The sequence below is a fragment of the Pseudonocardia aurantiaca genome (assembly GCF_039526725.1).
Taxonomy (GTDB): Bacteria; Actinomycetota; Actinomycetes; order Mycobacteriales; family Pseudonocardiaceae; genus Pseudonocardia; species Pseudonocardia aurantiaca.
Map to the genome: position 1 here is coordinate 247087 of NZ_BAAAJG010000026.1, position 18241 is coordinate 265327.

Sequence of the window (18241 nt, forward strand, 5' to 3'; positions counted from 1 at the left end):
CGGGGCGCCCCATAGGCTCCCGGTCGTGAAAAGCCGGACGTGGACAGCCCTGGCAGGGGGCCTCCTCGCCCTGGCGCTCGGGGTGCTGGGCGCGACGCTCCCGGTGCCGATGGTTGCGCTCGGGCCGGGTCCGACGTTCGACACACTCGGCACGGTGGACGGCGGGCCGGTCATCGCGGTCGACGGGCTACCGGTCTATCCGACGACCGGGCATCTCAACATGACGACGGTGTCGGTCACCGATCGGATCACCATGTTCACAGCCTTGGAGTTCTGGGCTTCGGGGGAGCGGCGGGTCGTGCCCCGCGAGCTGATCTTCCCGTCGAGCTCGTCGACCGAGCAGATCGAGCAGGAGAACGCAGCGCAGTTCGCGTCGTCCGAAGCCAACGCCGAGTCCGCGGTGGTCGAGGAGCTGGCGCTGCCCGCAACGGTCGTCGTCACCGCGGTGGTACCGGGCGTCCCGGCCGCCGCGATCCTTCGGGATGGCGACCAGCTGACCGAGGTGGACGGCAGGCCGCTCGACTCCATCGACGGCCTCACGTCGGCGCTCGCCCAGACCCATCCGGGCCAGACCGTGTCGATCGCGTATCGGCGGGGCGGCGAGCAGCATGTCGCCGACGTGGTGCTGGCGGCCAGCCAGGACGGGACCCGCGGCCTGCTCGGCGTCGTTCCTGGTGCAGTGACCCGCGACGGCGACATCAAGATCAGTCTCGGTGGGGTCGGTGGCCCCTCGGCCGGCCTGATGTTCGCTCTCGGCCTGGTCGACAAGCTGACGCCCGGCGAGCTCACCGGCGGGAAGTTCGTCGCGGGAACAGGGGCGATCCTGCCCAACGGGACCGTCACGAAGATCGACGGAATTCCGTTCAAGATGCGCGCCGCGCGCGACGCGGGAGCGACCGTCTTCCTTGTTCCTGCCGACAACTGTGCGGAGGCGGCATCCGCTGCCCCGGACGGCCTCCAGCTCGTGCGTGTGGGCACGCTGCACGACGCCATCGTCGGGCTCGACGCGCTGCGGGCGGGACAGCCGGCCGCGACGTGCTGAGGCATCCGGCCGGTCTCCGACGAACCGGACATTCGGGGCCCCAACCGAGACCCCACATCCTGTCCGTAGAGTTGGGCGCGCAGGGCGCGCCGTCGGGCCGGCCGGGGGCGATTTGAGCACGTCGTCTTGCGAACCGGGTCGGCGCGAGCGCTGCGTCGAACCCCCGAGTTACTGGAGCGTGTCCTGTGGCCATGCGGCCCCCGGTGGGAGCCCCGTCGTTGTCCCGCCGCACCCGGATCCTGCTCGTCGTCGCCGGGATACTGGTCCTGCTGCTGCTCGGCGGGTCGCGACTGATCAACTTCTACGTCGACTGGCTCTGGTTCGGCGAAGTCGGGTTCCGAGGCGTCTTCACGACGGTCCTCTTCACACAGATCCTGCAGTTCCTGATCGTCGCGCTGCTCGTCGGCGGGCTGGTCGCGCTCTCCATGTGGATCGCCTACCGGTCGCGGCCGGTCTTCGTGCCCGTCAGCGGGCCAGAGGACCCGATCGCGCGCTACCGCACACTGATCATCCAGCGCCTGCGCCTGTTCGCCATCGTGCCGTCGGTGTTGGTGGGCGTCATCGCCGGGCTCGCTGCGCAGGGTGACTGGCAGACGGTCCAGCAGTTCCTGAACTCCACGCCGTTCGGCGTCACCGACCCCGAGTTCGGCATCGACGTCAGCTTCTACGCGTTCCAGTTGCCGTTCTACCGGTACGTGCTCGACTGGCTGTTCGTTGCCGTGGCGATCAGCTTCGTCGTCTCCCTGATCACGCACTACATCTTTGGCGGCATCCGGCTCACCGGCCGCGCCGGCCAGGTCTCCGCGGCCGCGCGCGCCCAGCTCGCCATCCTCGCCGGCGTGTTCGTGCTGCTGAAGGCGGTGGCGTACTACCTCGACCGTTACGAGCTGCTCTACAGCAACCGCAGCAACATCTTCACCGGCGCCACGTACACCGACCTCAACGCGGTGATGCCGGCCAAGCTGATCCTGCTGTTCATCTCGCTGATCTGCGCCGCCGCCTTCTTCGCAGCGGTGTTCCGGCGCAACCTGCAGCTGCCCGCCATCGCCACGGTGCTGCTGGTGCTGTCCAGCGTCCTGATCGGCGCCGCGTGGCCGCAGGTGCTGCAGCAGTTCGTCGTGGCGCCCAACGCCAACGAGCGCGAGGCCGTGCCGATCGAGCGCAACATCGCCGCCACCCGGCAGGCGTTCGGAATCGGCCAGGACAAGGTCACGGAGGTGCCGTTCACCGGCACGTCCGAGGTGTCGCCTGCCGAGGTGCGCGCCGACACCGCCACCGTGCCGAACATCCGGCTGCTCGACCCGGCGAAGCTCTCCGCCACGTTCACGCAGCTGCAGCAGCGCCGCACGTTCTACGGCTTCCCGCAGCGACTCGACATCGACCGCTACACAGTCAGCGGCTCGGAGCAGGACTACATCGTCGCGCTGCGCGAGCTCAACAGCGCAGGCCTCACCGGCAACCAGACCGACTGGATCAACCGGCGGCTCGTCTACACCCACGGCAACGGCATGGTGGTGGCGCCGGCGAACCGGGTGAACGCGGTGCTGGACGACGAGGGCGGCCAGGGCGGTCTCCCGGACTTCACCAGCATCGACATCAGCAACAGCAACTCGCCCAGCATCCCGGACAGCCTCCGGGTCACGGAGCCGCGGATCTACTACGGCGAGCTGATCGACGGCTACTCGATCGTCGGCGCGGACCCAGGTGGCCAGGCGCGCGAGTACGACTCCGACACCGCGAGCTACACCTACACCGGCCGTGGCGGGGTGTCGCTCGGCAACGTCGTCAACCGGCTGGTGTTCTCGCTGTTCTACGGCGAGCGCAACATCCTCTTCAACAACTCGATCAACGACAACTCGAAGATCATGTACGTCCGCGACCCGCGCGACCGCGTGCAGGCCGTGGCGCCGTGGCTGACCACCGACACCGACCCCTACCCGGCGGTCGTCAACGGCCGGATCCAGTGGATCGTCGACGGGTACACCACGCTCCAGAACTACCCGTACGCCGAGCGGATGGCGCTCGGGCAGGCCACGGCCGACGCCCTGCAGCCGCTGCAGCGCCAGCAGCAGCGGGACCAAGAGGTCAGCTACCTGCGCAACTCGGTGAAGGCCACCGTCGACGCCTACGACGGCACCGTCACGCTGTACGCCTTCGACGAGTCCGACCCCGTGCTGCAGACGTGGATGAAGACGTTCCCGGGCACCGTGCAGCCGGCGTCGGCGATCAGCGACCAGCTGCGCGCGCACTTCCGGTACCCGGAGGACCTGTTCAAGGTGCAGCGTGAGCTGCTCACGCGCTACCACGTGGACAACCCGATCGAGTTCTACGGCAACGTGTCGTTCTGGGACGTGCCGTCCGACCCGACGGTCCAGGGCGCGAGTAGCTCCGGGGGAGCACCGCAGCCCCCGTACTACGTGCTGGCCGGGCAACCAGCGCCCAACGGGGGGACGACGGCGACACCGAACTTCCAGCTCACCAGCGCGTTGGTGTTCCGCAACCGCGACATCCTGTCGGCGTACATGTCGGCGAGTTCGGATCCGCAGACCTACGGCCAGATAACCGTGCTGCAGCTACCCCCGGACACGCAGACGTTGGGTCCGCAGCAGGTGCAGACGCAGTTCGTCGGATCGCCAGACGTGAGTGCGAACCTAGGCCTGCTGTCGCGGGGCGGACAGAGCACGATCGACTACGGCAACCTGCTGACGCTACCTGTGGCCGGTGGGCTGCTATACGTCGAACCGGTCTACATCGAACGTGCCAACCAGCAGTCGAGCTACCCACAGCTGGCGCGGGTGCTGGTGTTCTACAACGGGCGCGTCGGTTACAACGCAAATCTGTCGGCGGCTCTCGACCAGGTCTTCGGGCCAGGTGCCGGGGCTGGAGCCACCCAGGTCCCGGGCGGGAGGACTCCGGCTCCGAGCCAGGCCGGCGTGAGTCCACCGACGGCAGCGTCGCCGGGGGCAGCGTCGCCGGGGGCAGCCAATCCACAGGCCGCCGCCGCTGCGGCGGCGATCCAGTCGGCGATCAACAACCTCCGTGCCGCGCAGCAGCAGGGCAACTTCACTGCTCAGGGGCAGGCGCTGCAGGCGCTGGACCAGGCCGTGCAGCAGTTCCAGCAGGCCAACGGGCAGGCGCCGGCGACCGGCGCACCACCCCCGCCTGCGCCACCCGGAACGCCGGGAGGCTGACGCTCGCGAGTCGGGCCCGGACTTCGGTTCGGGCCCGACTGCGTTGCCCTCTGCGGCAGCTCTCCAGGGAGACCCCCCCTGCACGGGCGCCCGACGGGGAGGTGTACTGTCGTAGACACAACAGCAACGCGGGGTGGAGCAGCTCGGTAGCTCGCTGGGCTCATAACCCAGAGGTCGTAGGTTCGAATCCTACCCCCGCTACCAGGAAGAACGGCCCCCGGACGATCAGTCCGGGGGCCGTTCTCATGCGGTTGTGACCAGATCTGTGACCAGGGCTACCCGGCACCGGCCGCCGGACCGTTGTCCAGCCTCCGCCGGATGATGCCGGCGACCAGCTCCGCGGCGTCGCGATCGTGCCCAGTCGAGCGGTGCCCGTAGATCTGGACTGTGATTCCCTCGTGCGCGTGGCCGATCCGGTCGCTCACGATCTTGGCGTGCACCCCGCTGTTCAGCGAGAGCGTGGCGTAGGTGTGCCGGACGTCGTGCAGGCGGATGCGGCGCACCCCGGCCAGGTCCACCAGTCGATTGAAGCGCCGGGTGACCGTGTCGGCGTGCAGGCGCCGGCCGTCCTCGTACCGCATGAGCTTGCCGTGGCTGGTGTCGTAGTCCGTGCCGAACGCCTCCCGCTCGACGTCGAGCACGGCGAGGTAGGCGCGGAGGAGCTCGACCGTGTAGGCGTCGAGGGAGATCTCGCGGACACCGGCGTTCGACTTGCCGTCCGAGTCGATCGTCTGCCCCGCGACCACGACCCGGGTGTCCGCGATGGAGAGCGTCGCGGCGTCGAGGTCGAGCAGCTCGCGATCGACCCCGGCCAGTTCTGAGCGGCGCATTCCGGTCGTCACGGCGAGGAGCCACATCGCGGCGAACCGGTCGGACAGCGCGAGCCGCAGCCACGCCGTCAGCTCGTCGACTGTCCAGGGCTTCGGCCGGTTGCGCGCGTTCCCGCGCTGCTCCCGGGGCAGGCTCGCGTGCTCGGCAGGGTTGGACACCAGGTAGTCCCATGCCACCGCGTCGGTGAGCGCCCGGTGCAGCATCCGGTGCACGTTCTTGACGTCTTGGGTGCGAGCCCGGCTCCCGCGGCGACGGGTAGACGTCCCCGCCGGAAGCGCAGCACCGCCGCCCGCGCGGCGTGGGATCGTCACCCCGCACTTGGCGACGAGCTTGGCGGGGGAGGGGCCTAGCCCTTCGCGCTCGTGCTGGTGCTCGGCCCAGTAGGTGTACATGGCGGCGTTGCGGTCGCAGTCGATCCCGTCCCTGGCCATGGTGTCTCGCGACCTTGGATACGTTTTGGCCGACCGGTACCGGGGTGAACCCGAGGCTGAGGCATACCTCGAACAGCTCCGCAACCTGCAGCAGCCCGCATAGCCGCTCTGCGATCTAGGGATCGGGGAGGTGTTCCCGGGGCTTCTCGTGAACCGCGAGTTCGACGATGATGTCCTTCGTGTCCATAAGTGATCGAGACCAGCAATGACAGTCAAAACGGGCTCATCACAATCGAGGGTGTTGCGGTATCTGACGGTTGGACGTGTTGATCACGACACACGAGCGTCGTAAGTCGCGCGGTGCGTGAGGACCTCGTCCATGTGGCTCTGTGCCCAGGATCTGAGGCCGCGTGTCATGTCGTGGAGAGAGTGGCCGAGGTCGGTCAGCTCGTACGAGGCGGTCACGGGGACGGTCGGCGTCACGGTGCGGGTGAGCACGCCATCACGTTCCAGCGACCGCAATGTCTGGGTCAACATCTTTTGGCTGACCCCCGCCAGCAGGCGCGAGATCTCGGAGTAACGCATCGCCCTCGCAACACCCGCCGCACCAGGCTGGTCGGAGACGTCGCCCCCGAGCGCGCACAGGACCAGCACAACCCACTTGTCTGAGATCCGGTCAAGCAGCTGGCGACTGGGGCATGCCGCCAAGAACGCGTTGTACTCCAGTTTGGCCTGCGCTCGCTTGTGAGCGGCGTTCGTCGTCCCCAACCTGATCACACCTGTTCTCGAGAGAGAGTTACGCACCTTGGGGTGCCTACTTCCGCAAGGGAAGTGTCCTCCCAATGATGGTGCCGGGAGGCGAAGCGCGCCACCCTGATCAAGGAGCAGAACGAGCACGATGAACGCATCCTCCACTTCACTTCCCGGCGGCGCCTGGGCTCTGGGCGACTCGACCGTCACGCGATTCGGCTACGGCGCGATGCAGCTCGCGGGCCCGTGGGTCATGGGGCCGCCCGCAGACCACGACGGCGCTCTCGCCGTGCTGCGCGAGGCAGTCGAGGCCGGGATCACCCACATCGACACCAGTGACGCTTACGGGCCACGGCTCACCAACGAGCTGATCCGCGAAGCCCTGCACCCCTATCCCGGGTCGTTGTCCATCGCCACCAAGGTGGGGGCGAACCGCGACGCGCAGGGCGGGTGGCCCACAGCCCGGCGACCCGAAGACCTGCGCAAGCAGATCCACGAGAACCTCCAGTCCCTCGGCGTCGAGGTACTCGACCTGGTCAACATGCGCATGGGCGATGCCGAAGGTCCCCAGCCCGGCTCGCTCGCCGAGGCGTTCGGGACGCTCGTCGAACTCCAGCAGGAGGGTCTGATCCGCCACCTCGGTGTCAGCAACGTCACCGCGGAGCAGGTCGCCGAGGCACAGAGCATCGCCCCGATCGTGTGCGTGCAGAACATGTACAACCTCGCCCACCGCTACGACGACAACCTCATCGACCGGCTCGCCGCCGACGGTATCGCCTACGTGCCGTTCTTCCCGCTCGGAGGCTTCACGCCGCTGCAGTCCGTGCTGCTCTCGGGGGTCGCAGACCGGCTGGGGGCAACACCGATGTCCGTCGCACTGGCCTGGCTGCTGCAGCGCTCACCGAACATCCTGCTCATCCCCGGCACATCATCGACGGCGCACCTGCGCGAGAACATCGCCGGCGCTGGGCTCTCCCTCTCCGACGAGAACGCGGCCGAGCTGGACAGTATCGGCCGCCGACCAGCCAACGGGAGCGTCGGGAACTAGCGTCTGACGTGCATTGCCGCCCACTTGGTGGGCGCCGACTGCGCGCGGTCCGACCGTCCGAGGTACAGGGCTGGGCGTCGGTGCCATCGACGACGCTCGCGCCGTCGACGGTGCGCCTGCTAGTGACGATGCTCAAGACGATCTACATCGCAGCTGTGCTGGACCGACTCGTCGCCGCGTCGCCAGTCGTGCGGCTCTCCCAGCGGGCCGCGACCTGATCAGTCCGTTGACAGTGATCTGGCGGCCGTCGGCGTGCCGGGCTCATTATGGCGGTGCAGGGCTCCCGCGAGTCCAGTCAGATGGCCGGGGTGGGGCGGTTGAGCTGGGCCTGTGCGCGGGTTGCGCGGCGGTTCGCGCGATCCTGCAAGGCGAGCTGGAGGCCCTTCGGCCGATCGTCGCCCACGGTGAGCCAGAAATGGGCGGCGTGATCGGCGAAGGCCTCCGGGTGGCGCCGTGTCAGCTCGTCGTAGCGAGCGGCTGCGGTGATGCGCCATTGCTGGGCCTCCTGGGGGTGGCCGGCGTCGCGGAGGACGCCGGCGAGCGTGGCTGCGTACTCGGGGTCATCGCTGGAGACCGCCAGGGGGCGTAGACGGCCGATGGCAGCTTCGTGCGCGCCCGAAGCCGCGTCGACCCCGGCGAGGTGGCCCGATGCCGGAGCGTAGGCCGGCACTCGGCGCCGGGCGGCGTCGAACCAGGCACCGGCGGTGGGGAGGTGGTTCTCGGCGAGCCACATCAGGCCGCGCCGGAAGTCGAGCGAGGCGACGGGGAACGGGGAGACACCCTGGTAGCGGCGTCTAGCCTCGGTGAACAGGCGCTCCGCCTCCGCGACCTTCCCGCGTTCCGCCTGGAGTACGGCCAGGGCCCCCAAGGTCGTGAGGTCGGGCCGGCGCTCGGCTGCGCTTCGTTGAAGCGCGAGAGCGTCGGCGTGGCACCCGACCGCCTGGAAGATCGCCGCGCGTTCCGCGTCCAGCGTGTCCCGTTCGACACCGCTACGCGCCGCGGCGTCGAGGTCGGCGAGGGCCTCGGGGAAGCGGTGGAAGGTGGCCCGGGCCCGGGCCCTGGCCAGCAGGGCGGTGCAGTCGTGCGGCGCATCGCGCACCAGTTGCTCGGCCAGCTCCGCGGCCCGTTCGTAGTCCGCGACGCAGCCCAGCACATGCCCGCGCAGGAGGAGCAGGTCGGCCAGAAGGACCTGTTGTGGCACGACGTGTCCTGCTCGTCCTGGTCGCCGATGGGCCGACACCGCCAGGCCGTCGATCTGGGCCTCCAGGTTGGCCAGGGCGATGGCGCCGCTGGTGGTGGGCGGGTCGCGGTCTGGCTCGGTCAGGCCGGTGATGATGCGGCCTCCTCCGGTGGCGCCGACGAAGCGGCGAGGATGGCCATCAGGTCCGGCGGTTTCGGGTTGGGGGGAACCAGGTAGGGGAAGCTGCGGGCCGTCGGCTGGGTCGGCTGGTCGACGCCGTCGCTGATCCGCGCTCCATCGAGGCCGCCGACCAGCAGCGTGTAGAGCGTGTCGATGATGTCGTGGTTGAGCGACCGACCGCCGCAGGTGGTGTGCGGGCGGCCGGCGAGCACGGCGCGCTCGATCTCGAGGTCGCTGTCGGCGCCGTTAGAGAACGGTTTCGAGGTGTCGACGACGAGGAAGTCGGCCAGCAGCAATTCGGTCAGCGGGTGGACGTCCTGCTCGTCCGGTGGCCAGTCGGTCTTGCCGTCCAGCCGGTCGAAGAAGGCCAGGTTGGCGCTGAGCCGGGCGCGGTAGGCCCCGATGTAGTCCGGGCTCAGGTTGAAGGCGTCCTCGGCGTTGTAGAGGTCGCGGATCTCGAGGTCGCGGTTGACGGGATCGAACTTCTTCGGCTGCATGATGACGTTCTTGATCTCCGCTCGGCCCATGCGCTCTAGCCGGACCGGGTGTCCGCGGGAGGTCACGGTCTCGCCGACGACGGCCAGCAGCGGGCCGGTGTCTGGGCCGAGCACCGTGGCGACGTCGAGTTCGACGACGATGCTGAGCACGTTCGCGCCGTCCAGTGAGTTGACGCTGTGGGCGCGGAATGCCAACTGCTCCTGCTCCTCGGTGGCCAGCACGGCTTTCAGGTCGATGAAGAACGGGTCGAGCCGCGCCCCGGCGAAGACGCGCAGGCCGGGCGCCACGGTCGGCTGCTCGTCGCCGACCCGGAACGGGATCTGCGCCCCGCCGGGCGGGGCGCACGTGCCCAGCTGTACCACGGTGTCACCCCCGTCACCCCGGACCGGAACGTCGAAGGTGACGTCGAAGGCGTACTCGTCCTCGCCCACGGAGAACGCCGGTGTGCCACCGGCCGTCGTGGCCGTCACCGGCCGGAGGCGGAAGCGGTAGGTGACCGCGTCGGAGAACAGGGCCGTGGGTGCCGCGGCGGGAAACACGTCCATCACGAGCACCAGATGACCGGGCCGCTCCGGGCTGGGAAAGGCATACACGTCGGTGATGTCGGCAGCGGGGTCGGAGAGGGCCCGCGGGCCGGAGAAGTGATCTGCCATGAGAAGGGTTCCTTCAGTTCGTCTGGGCACGATCGGTATCGACGGTCGTGGTGGGCGTGGCGCCCCCGCCGTTGGCAAGCCCCATCAGCTCGGTCAGCCGCGTCAGGCCGTCGACGGTCGCGTCGTGGTAGGCGTAGGTGTAGGTCGGGGTGTTGAGCGCCAGGGTGAGGAACACCTCCACGCTGCCGCCGACGTGGAGGACCACGTGGCCCAGGCCGACCACTTCGGAGGCGATGTCCCCGAAGCAGTGCACGCCGAGCAGCTTGCGGTCGTCGGCGCGGAAGATCAGCTTCAGCAGGCCGCCGTGCCCGGCGATGGCTCCGCGTGGGGTGGAGGCCAGGTCGCAGCGGCCCACCACGTAGGGGATGCCGGCGGCGTGAGCCTGTTCCTCGGTCGCCCCGACGCCGGCCACCTCGGGTAGTCCGTAGACGGCGACGCTGGCGGCCTGATCGACCATCACGCCGAACAGCAGTCCGCAGGCGTGGGCGGCCGCCGCGCGCCCCTGCTGCATCGCGTTCGAGGCGAGGCCGGGAGTGACCACGTCACCCGCCGCGTAGATCCCGGGTGCGGTCGTGCGGTAGTAGCGGTCCACGACAATCCGCCCGCGGGCATCCAGGCGCACGCCGGCCCGCTCGAGGCCGAGGCCCTCGGTGTTGGGCGTGCGGCCGGCGGCGAACAACACGGCGTCGGCGGTCAGGACACTCCCGGTCGAAAGGGTGACATCCAGCCGGTCCTGGATGCGTCTCACCTCTTCCGCGCCGGCGCCGAGGACCAGCTGGACTCCGCGGCGCCGGAACTCGTCGGCCATGAGCCCGGCCAGTTCGCCGTCGACGGTGGGCAGCAGCCGGTCGGACAGGCTGACGAGCGTCGGGGGGATGCCGAGCGCGGTGAACGCCGTGGCGAACTCGACGCCGACCGGGCCGCCGCCGACGATGACGATGTCCTTCGGGGCGGTCGGGATCGAGTAGATCCGGTCGGAGTCGTAGACGTCGGGATCGTCGAACGGGATGCCCGCGGGATGGGTCGGGCGTGACCCGGTCGCCACCAGCACCGCGCGTGCGGCGGCCACCTGGTGCTCCACGCCGTCGGGCGACGTGACGCGGACGGTGCGGTCGGTGCCGAGTCGGGCAATTCCCTTCAGGTAGTCGATGTCTTGGGCGGCGAGCCGGTCGGCGACGACGTCCTGCAGGACGTCGCGCACGTGCTCGATCCGGGCGCGCAGGGCCGGCACCACCGCCTCCAGCGGCGCGGCGGCTCGGACGCCGTAGACCTCCTCCTGTCGGTAGCCGGTCAGGTACAGCGCGGCTTCGCGCAGGGCTTTCGTGGGCGCACCGCCGGTGGTCGTGACCACCCCGCCGGGCCTGTCCCGCTCGACGATCAGCACCCGGCGCCCGAAGGACGCCGCGAGCTCGGCCGCGACCTGCCCGGCCGGGCCGGAACCGACCACCACCAGGTCGTAGCTCTCGTCCATTGCTGCACCGTCCCGACTCAGGTGTCGAGGTCGGCGAGCCAGCGCAGCGCCCGAAGCCCGGGCATGAAGCAGTACTCGCCGCCCCGGTTGACCACGAAATCGGGCAGCCCCTGCAGGCGCCGGCGGATCGGCCGCCTCGGGACGGTGAACTGACCGCCGTCCTGCACGCCGATCAGCGGGTCCCGCTCGGCGGGCGCACCGATGAACTTGCCGTCGTTGACCCACTGTCGCTGGACGAACTCGAACTGCCGGTCCAGGCGCGCGCCGACGAAGGCGAACAGCAGGCCGCGATCGGCGCCGTCGTCCTCCAGCACGCCCGGCGGCAGCGACGGGCCGAAGTTGGTGCCGCGCCGGATCATCCGGTGCAGCCGCACCTCGCCGGTGATGACCGCGTCGCGCGCGTTCATCCGCCGGGCGTGCGCACCGACCGGGCACTTCAGCCCCCGCGGGTCGTCGCCGTACATGAACGCGTTGTTGCGCTCGGGATCGGCGCCCAGTTCGGGGTCGTCCTTGTCCGGGGCCAGGGCCAGCGGCGCGCCGCTGGGCCAGCGCCCGACGAACTTGGCCGCGAGCCATTCCTCCGAGGCGTCGCCCGTGGCGTTCTGGCGCAGGTAGGTGCGGAAGGCCGCCACCCGCTGGTGCAGCTTGCGGAAGGCCACGTACGTGCCGTTGCGGCCCAGCACTTCCGGCTGCGGGATCGGGGGCAGGTCGCCGTTCTCGTCCTCGTACCCGAGAACGAACTCGCCGGCCTTCAGCGGCGCCTCGTGCGGGTTGCTGCCGAGGATGCCGGTGCCCTCGACGGCCGGCTCGCTGATGCTGTCCTTGAAGCCGAACTGCTCCCGGCCGTCCGGGGGCACGTGCACGTCCAGTTGCCAGATGGGCGAGATGCCGGGCAGGTCGCGGACCGCCTCTTCTGCCAGCCTGACCAGGGTCTCCATCAGGGAGGTGTCCCGCGCCAGCGCCGCCACGACGAGGTGCACGTCCTTCGAGCCCAACGGCGCCTCCCAGTTCTCCGGCGCGTTCTCCCCGACGTCCCCGATGTAGTCCGCGCGGGCGGCCATGCCCTGCTGGAACTCCGGTGGGAAGGTGGCCAGCGACTCCGCGGGCACGTTGAGTGCCTCGAGCCCGGCGAAGCTGAGCCCCACCCCGAGCGAGACCGGCCGGCCGGGGTCGAACGAGGACACCGGCTCGAGCAGGGGGATCAGCCGCCGCAGCAGCTCCCGCCCCGCCTGCCGGTCGTCGATGCGCACGGCCACGTACGCGCCCGCGTACGGGTTCGGCCGGGGCATCAGGGCGGCGGCCTGAATGTCGCCGAGCTCCAACGAGGTGTTGATCTGCGTGGTCATGGTGCCCCTTCAGCGGTCCTCAGCAGCGCTGTGTGCCGCAGGCCGCGGCGGCGCCGCCGCCCCGTGGCCCGCCGGCCGGTTTAGTCGGCGGCCTGGTCGAGCAGCGGCTTCAGCGCCGGGTGTTGGAGCGCCTCCGCGGCGCCGGGGGTGTCCAGCACCTGCTGGAACGCCATCTGCAGGGCCAGCGCCTTCAAGACCTGCTTCACCGTCGGCTCGGGATAGGCGGCGACGAAGTTGCCCGCCACCACCGTGCGCTCCTTGAACCACTCCTTGATGTGCGGTGACTTGACGCCCGGGTACTCCTGGACGTGCTGCCAGGTCTCGTCGAAGTTCTTCCCGATGTCCGTGGTGGCGAAGTCGTCGATGTACTCATCCCACGCTCCGTCGAAGCTGCTGGCGAACATGAGCCTCGTGCCACCGTCCAAGAGCACGAACCGCGCTTCGTGCAACGTGCCGATCTGGTTGACGGCCTGCTGAGTACGCGGGTCGGCCATGTGCCTCTTCAGGGTCTGGCGCAGCTCCTCTTCGTGTCCCGGGATGACGTCCCCGATGACGAGGAACTCCGACCTCTCTCCGACTTTCAGTCCCGCCCGGTACTCGTTGATCGTGGTTGTCATGCTTCCTCTCCGTATCCGCCGTGTGACCCCTCGCGTTGATCGCGAGAGGGACGTTGCGCCGGTCACCCCGGACCCCGCCGGCAGCCTCGCCACAGGCCGTCTCCGCCCCAGCCCACGACTTGATCGGCTTCGACCTCGGCCACTCGGCACGGCCTGGCGCCGACGACGCTAGGGGGCGGTGGACGGCGTGGAATCCCGGAAATCCTTAGTCCGCCGGCTGGCTCAGTCGGCGGCCTGGTCGAGTAGCGGCTTCAGCGCCGGGTGCTGGAGCGCCTCCTCGGCGCCGGGGGTGTCCAGCACCCGCTGGAACGCCTCCTGCACACGCATGGCCTTATCGATCTCCGGCATCGTCCAGACGCCCAGGGTGTTGAAGTAGCCGCACGCCGGGCTCTGCACCGACTGGACGATCGCCTTGAGCCCGCTGACGCTGCGCTTCATCTGCGCCTCGAGGTCGGGGTTGTCCAGGCGGAACTCCTCCGCGCCGCCGGACTTCTCGAGCCACGCCGCGACGTGCGTGTACTCATCGGTGTGCTGCATCCAGTCCAGGAAGTGCTCGAGGCCGATCTGGACGAAATCGTCGAAGTAGGGGTCCCACTCGTTCTCGAAGGTCGTGGCCCACATCAGCCGCTGCCCGTTGTCGAAGATCACGTGGCGCTGGTCCCGCAGGCCGGTGTGGATGTTCGTGTCACGGTCGATGCCGCGCAGCGTGTCGGCGAACCGCTGCGTCGCCGCGCGCAGCTCGTCCTCGTGCCCGGGCAGGACGCTCCAGTAGGTGGCCAGCTCGGAGACCACCCCGTCGCTGAGGCCCTTCCCCGACTTCTTGCTGATCGTGGTTGTCATGGCTTCCTCCTGTGCGAGCCGTCTGACCCTTCGCGTTGATCGCGAGGGAGGTCGTGCCGTCGATGGCCGTCTGGTCTGGATGTCGACCGCCCCGTGAACCGCCGGTCGCCTCGCGGCGAAGGCCCCGGTCAGCCCGGACCGTGCTGGCCGGCCTCGCCGCAGGTCGCCCCCGTCTGGGCCACGTCATCGGCTGCGCTTCGGCACCCGCTCGGCACGGCCGGGCGCCGACGACGCTAGTGCGCGGCAGACGACGTCGAATCCCCGAAATCCTTAGCGGGTCTCGATGCCGGTCATCGGCGTCCGTCGACCAGTGGACGCTCGGAGGCGGGGATCGGATTGAGGGGCGCCGAAGCGCTCGTGGATGACGCGGTGGGCGAGCTGGGTGCGGGAGGTCACCCCGAGCTTTCGGAACACCTTGCGCAGGTGGTATTCGACGGTGCTCGGGCTGACGAACAGCTGGGCGGCGATCGCCCGGTTCGCTTCTCCGCGGCTCACCAGAGCGGCGATCTGCGCCTCCTGAGGGGTGAGCTCCTCGGGAGTTTCGACCGCTCGCTTCCGGGCGCGCTCACCCGTGGCCCGCAGCTCCACGCGCGCCCGCTCGGCGAAGCAGAGCAGACCCATCCCGTCGAACATGTCGAGGGCTGCGCGCAGCTGATCGCGTGCCTCCCGCCGCTGGCGCTGGCGGCGCAGCCACTCACCGTAGAGGAGGTGGGCGCGGGCCAGCTGAGGAGCGGCTCGGGTCCCGCCGAGCAGGGAGAGTGCGTCCTCGTACTCCTGCCGGGCCGCGGCGGGGGTGGCCAGCAGGGCCCGGGAGCGGGCGAGCAGCCCGAGCGCGAGGGGAGTGCCGGTCGCGGTCGCGCGGTCCTCCAGACGTCGCAGTGCGCGCTCTGCGAGGTCGCGCCGACCGGCGCGGACGGCTGCCTCCACCAGGTCGGGCAGTGCCTGGGTCCCGACGAGCGGCGTGTCGTCGGTGTATGCCGGGTCCAGGCACTCCAGGGCGGAGCCGTAGTTGCCGAGACTGATCTCCAGCACGCCGAGGAAGGAAGCAGCCATGGCCATCTCGCCGGCTGCGCCCCGGCCCGGGGCCTCCCGTGCGACCGCCGCCGCGGTCGCCCGCGCCTCGGCCTCGCGGCCGCTCAGGACGAGGGTGAGCAGCGTGTGGGCGCCCGTGGGAGGGACGATGCCGGGGTTGCCGGTCACCTTCGCCAGGTCGTGCGCCTCCGACTCGGCCGTCCGTGCCGCGGCCAGCCGTCCACAGGGCCCGTCGACGAAGGCGCTCCGGAATGCGAGTGCGCCGGCCAGCCTGGCCAGCGCGCCGCTCTCCCGCGCACGGTCGATCCACTGCGTGGTCAGCCGCTCCGCCGAGGCGTCATCCAGCAGATCGGCTGCCGAGACGGCGGCCAGTTCCAGTCGCTGGAGGGCCACGTCGGGGTCCACCTCGTCCGCGAGGAAGGCTTGGACCGTGCGGCGCAACGCCGGAACGGCCGCCGCATAGCCGCCGGTCACCCGTGCGGTGCAGCCCTGGAGCAGCAGATTGGCGGCAGAGTCCGGAGGGTCACCCGTGGGTGGCAGATTCCGCGCCGTCCGCGCTATCTCGTGCAGGAGGGGGGCGCTGGGCGCCCACCCGGCGAACACCGCGGCCTCCAGCGCGGAGAGCAGCGCGTCCCTCGCGGCGCGCGGATCGGGCGGCCGCAATCGCCGTGCCGCACAGACCAGGGCGGAGGCGGCGTCGGCCACCTGCCCGCAGTGGAACCCGATCCTGCCCTTGAGCAGGGTGGCCTGCGCGGTCGACAGCGGATCGTGCAGGCCCGTGGCGGCCTCGGCCAGCAGGGCCTCGGCCCGGTTGACCGCCCCAGCGAGCAAATGCGCCTGCGCTGCCGACAGTCGGCGCTCGGCGCGCCGTTCGTCATCGGGGGTCAGCAGCGCCGTGCGTTCCAGGAGCGCGGCCGCGGCGGCGTAGCCGCCGCGGCTCCGGGCCTGGTCCGCTGCTACCTCCAGCTGGGCGGCGACCCCTTCGTCAGGCCCCGCAGTGGCCGCAGCGAGATGCCACGCCCGGGAAACTGCGTCGAGCTGCGGATCGCAGGCCGCCGCGAGGGCCCGATGGGTCTCCCGCCGCTGGCAGGGGGCCGCGGCGTGGTACACCGCCGAGCGGACGAGCGGGTGGGCGAACCGTACCTCCGGCCAGAAAACCACTATGCCCGTGACCTCCGCGGGCACCGCGGCGGACTCCAGGATGCCCAGCGCGGCTGCCGCCCGCCACAGCCGATCGCCCGGGCCCGGGTGGTCCGCCGCCGCGAGCAGAAGCAGTGTCTGCGTGTCCGCGGGCAGTTCCCGCACACGCCTCGCGAACAGGACCTCGAGCCGGTGACCGACGGGGACCGGCTCCGGCAGCGGCGCCTGCCCGCGCAGTTGCTCCGTGGTCAGATCCCCTGCGCCCTCGATGATGGCCAAGGGGTTGCCACCGGTCTCGGCGACGATCCGCTGCCCCACATCCGCGTCGAACGGGCGGTTGACCGCGATCGCGAGCAGCTCGTATGCGTCCTGCTCCGGCAGGCCGGCGATCCGGAGATCCGGCAGCCCCTGCAGCCGGGGTTCCGGCTCCGCCGTCTCCCGGATCGCGAACAGCATCCCGATCCGATCGGCCAGCAGCCGGCGGGCCACGAAGCTGAGGCTGTCGGCGGACTCGGCATCCAGCCATTGCGCGTCGTCGATCACGCACAGCACCGGCCGAGTCCTGGCCGTCTCTGAGAGCAGTGTGAGCACGGCCAGACCGACCAGGAAGGGGTCGGCCGGGGGGCCGCTCACCAATCCGAAGGCCACGCGGAGTGCCCGCTCCTGCGGCTCGGGCAGCCGATTCACGGCGGGCAGCAGGGGTACGAGCAGCTGGTGGACAGCGGCGAAACCCAGGGCCCTCTCCGACTCGACGGCCACCATCCGGACGATCTGCAGGTCCGCGGCGCACTCTACTGCGTAGTCGAGCAGCGCCGTCTTCCCGATTCCGGGCTCACCCCGGAGGACCAGCGTGTCGCTCATACCCGCACGCACGCTGTCGAGCACTGCTTGAAGCGCCAGCTTCTCCGCGTGGCGGTCGACGAGCCGCACGCTGACGACGGTAGTCCCGATCGGCCCGCTGAGAAGGGGTGCCGAGCCTCGGGCTTGTGCTTGCGTGACGTCGTGCTTGACCGGTCAGCCACCAGGGCGGCAATCGGACTCGGCGATCGAGCGCGGGTTGTGGCCGGCGAAGTTCACGCGGTCCCGCTTCGCGGCCGCGGCTCCGTCGTCACGACGCGGCCTCGCTCCCGCGGGCCGGTGAGAGCGACGCCGATGCCGAGGGTGCGGAAGTTCTCGCAGAACTTCAGCGAGAGTTTTTGGCTGCCGGGAGTCCGCGCCGGGGTACTGGCCCTGCCCACCGGCGACGGGCGCACGCCGTTCGTCGACGCCGAAGTCATCGCCGAGACCGCGGCCGCAGTCCACTGGGATTGACTCGACCGATCCACGTCCGACCGAGTGCCGTTGCAGTTCTCAACGGGACCACCCTTCTGGCGTCGACTCGGAGCAAACCCGGAGCGAACGGTTCATGCTGGCTCGTCACCCCGTAGGACGCCCCGTTCTCGCCCCCACCGGGTGGATCGAAGCGTGGGCACGTTCAGGCCTGAGCCGGATCAGCTGCCTTGGCTGCCTTCTCGACCTTCGCGCGGTGGTTCGCCCAGAAGGCTGTGCCTTTCTCCCGCAGGGCCGTGTTCCCCGCGTCCGTTCCCACCACGCCGTCCAACTGCTCGCGCAGGATGTCGGCGTGCCCGGCGTGCCGGTTGGTTTCGGTGAGCACGTGGACCATGACGTTGAACAGCTTCACGTCCGGGCGTGGCCACCAGGGCACGTGGCCGGGCGCGTCGATGTCGAGGGCGGTGATCGTCGCGTCCGAGTGCGCCCACGCGCGCCTGTAGCGGTCGACGATCTCGGTGCGCGACTCGTGCTCGGTGGCCCACTTATCGGCGCCCCACCATGGCAGTCGTTCAGGGAACGGGCGCCCGAACACCTCGCCGAAGTACCGGGCCTCGGTGTTCGACAGGTGCTTGATCAGGCCGAGGAGATTGGTCCCAGTGGAGGTCAGCGGGCGGCGAGCGTCATACTCGGCGAGCCCATCCAGCTTCCAGAGCATCGTCTCTCGAACCTCGCGCAGGTCACTGTGCAGGTACTGTTTCGCGAAATCATCGATCATGGGA

Annotated in this window: 15 protein-coding genes and 1 tRNA gene; 6 read left to right on the plus strand and 10 right to left on the minus strand. The window is 70.2% G+C overall.

Features of this window, described 5'->3' with window-relative positions; genetic code table 11:
- Positions 1 to 25: 25 nt before the first annotated feature.
- The 3 genes from ABD143_RS32240 to ABD143_RS32250 all read left to right on the plus strand — a co-directional run bounded on the left by ABD143_RS32240 (position 26) and on the right by ABD143_RS32250 (position 4437).
- Positions 26 to 1042: a YlbL family protein gene (locus ABD143_RS32240; RefSeq protein ID WP_343985486.1), complete on the plus strand. Its 1017-nt coding sequence runs from the start codon at positions 26 to 28 to the stop codon at positions 1040 to 1042.
- 191 nt (positions 1043 to 1233) lie between these two features.
- Positions 1234 to 4233, plus strand: a complete 3000-nt coding sequence (locus ABD143_RS32245) for a UPF0182 family protein (protein WP_343985488.1) — start codon at positions 1234 to 1236, stop codon at positions 4231 to 4233.
- A gap of 127 nt (positions 4234 to 4360) precedes the next feature.
- Positions 4361 to 4437, plus strand: a tRNA-Met gene (locus ABD143_RS32250).
- A 71-nt stretch (positions 4438 to 4508) separates the two neighbouring features.
- Here ABD143_RS32250 and ABD143_RS32255 read toward each other — a convergent pair.
- Together ABD143_RS32255 and ABD143_RS32260 are read right to left on the minus strand one after the other, a co-directional pair.
- Complete coding sequence (locus ABD143_RS32255; RefSeq protein ID WP_343985490.1) at positions 4509 to 5495, minus strand: tyrosine-type recombinase/integrase; 987 nt, start codon at positions 5493 to 5495, stop codon at positions 4509 to 4511.
- Between the two features lie 270 nt (positions 5496 to 5765).
- Positions 5766 to 6203 carry a winged helix-turn-helix transcriptional regulator gene (locus ABD143_RS32260; protein WP_343985492.1) on the minus strand — a complete coding sequence of 146 codons (438 nt, stop codon included), beginning with the start codon at positions 6201 to 6203 and terminating at the stop codon, positions 5766 to 5768.
- 130 nt (positions 6204 to 6333) lie between these two features.
- Here ABD143_RS32260 and ABD143_RS32265 point away from each other — a divergent pair, with 130 nt between their 5' ends.
- Both ABD143_RS32265 and ABD143_RS32270 read left to right on the plus strand, forming a co-directional pair.
- Positions 6334 to 7233, plus strand: coding sequence for an aldo/keto reductase family oxidoreductase (locus ABD143_RS32265; RefSeq protein WP_343985494.1), 900 nt, complete (start codon positions 6334 to 6336; stop codon positions 7231 to 7233).
- An 80-nt stretch (positions 7234 to 7313) separates the two neighbouring features.
- Positions 7314 to 7451: a hypothetical protein gene (locus tag ABD143_RS32270; RefSeq protein ID WP_343985496.1), complete on the plus strand. Its 138-nt coding sequence runs from the start codon at positions 7314 to 7316 to the stop codon at positions 7449 to 7451.
- Positions 7452 to 7528: 77 nt separating this feature from the next.
- Here ABD143_RS32270 and ABD143_RS32275 read toward each other — a convergent pair whose 3' ends face one another.
- From ABD143_RS32275 to ABD143_RS32305, 7 genes are all read right to left on the minus strand, one after another.
- Positions 7529 to 8434, minus strand: a complete 906-nt coding sequence (locus ABD143_RS32275) for a tetratricopeptide repeat protein (protein ID WP_343985498.1) — start codon at positions 8432 to 8434, stop codon at positions 7529 to 7531.
- Positions 8435 to 8553: 119 nt separating this feature from the next.
- Positions 8554 to 9744 (minus strand): DUF4331 family protein, encoded by a 1191-nt coding sequence (locus ABD143_RS32280; RefSeq protein ID WP_343985500.1) that lies wholly within the window; start codon positions 9742 to 9744, stop codon positions 8554 to 8556.
- Between the two features lie 13 nt (positions 9745 to 9757).
- Positions 9758 to 11215 (minus strand): FAD-dependent oxidoreductase, encoded by a 1458-nt coding sequence (locus tag ABD143_RS32285; protein WP_343985502.1) that lies wholly within the window; start codon positions 11213 to 11215, stop codon positions 9758 to 9760.
- Positions 11216 to 11232: 17 nt separating this feature from the next.
- A complete protein-coding gene (locus ABD143_RS32290) occupies positions 11233 to 12561 on the minus strand; it encodes a Dyp-type peroxidase (RefSeq protein WP_343985504.1) in 1329 nt (442 codons plus the stop codon).
- An 80-nt stretch (positions 12562 to 12641) separates the two neighbouring features.
- Positions 12642 to 13178, minus strand: a complete 537-nt coding sequence (locus ABD143_RS32295) for a hypothetical protein (RefSeq protein ID WP_343985506.1) — start codon at positions 13176 to 13178, stop codon at positions 12642 to 12644.
- A 222-nt stretch (positions 13179 to 13400) separates the two neighbouring features.
- On the minus strand, positions 13401 to 14018 hold the full coding sequence (locus tag ABD143_RS32300) for a hypothetical protein (protein WP_343985508.1): 618 nt from the start codon (positions 14016 to 14018) through the stop codon (positions 13401 to 13403).
- A 270-nt stretch (positions 14019 to 14288) separates the two neighbouring features.
- Positions 14289 to 17120, minus strand: coding sequence for a LuxR C-terminal-related transcriptional regulator (locus ABD143_RS32305; protein WP_343985510.1), 2832 nt, complete (start codon positions 17118 to 17120; stop codon positions 14289 to 14291).
- A 222-nt stretch (positions 17121 to 17342) separates the two neighbouring features.
- On the opposite strand from ABD143_RS32305, the gene ABD143_RS32310 reads away from it, so the two are divergent.
- On the plus strand, positions 17343 to 17501 hold the full coding sequence (locus tag ABD143_RS32310) for a hypothetical protein (RefSeq protein ID WP_343985512.1): 159 nt from the start codon (positions 17343 to 17345) through the stop codon (positions 17499 to 17501).
- Positions 17502 to 17664: 163 nt separating this feature from the next.
- On the opposite strand, the gene ABD143_RS32315 is transcribed toward ABD143_RS32310, so the two are convergent.
- Positions 17665 to 18237, minus strand: a complete 573-nt coding sequence (locus tag ABD143_RS32315; protein ID WP_343985514.1) for a DinB family protein — start codon at positions 18235 to 18237, stop codon at positions 17665 to 17667.
- Between the last annotated feature and the right edge of the window lie 4 nt (positions 18238 to 18241).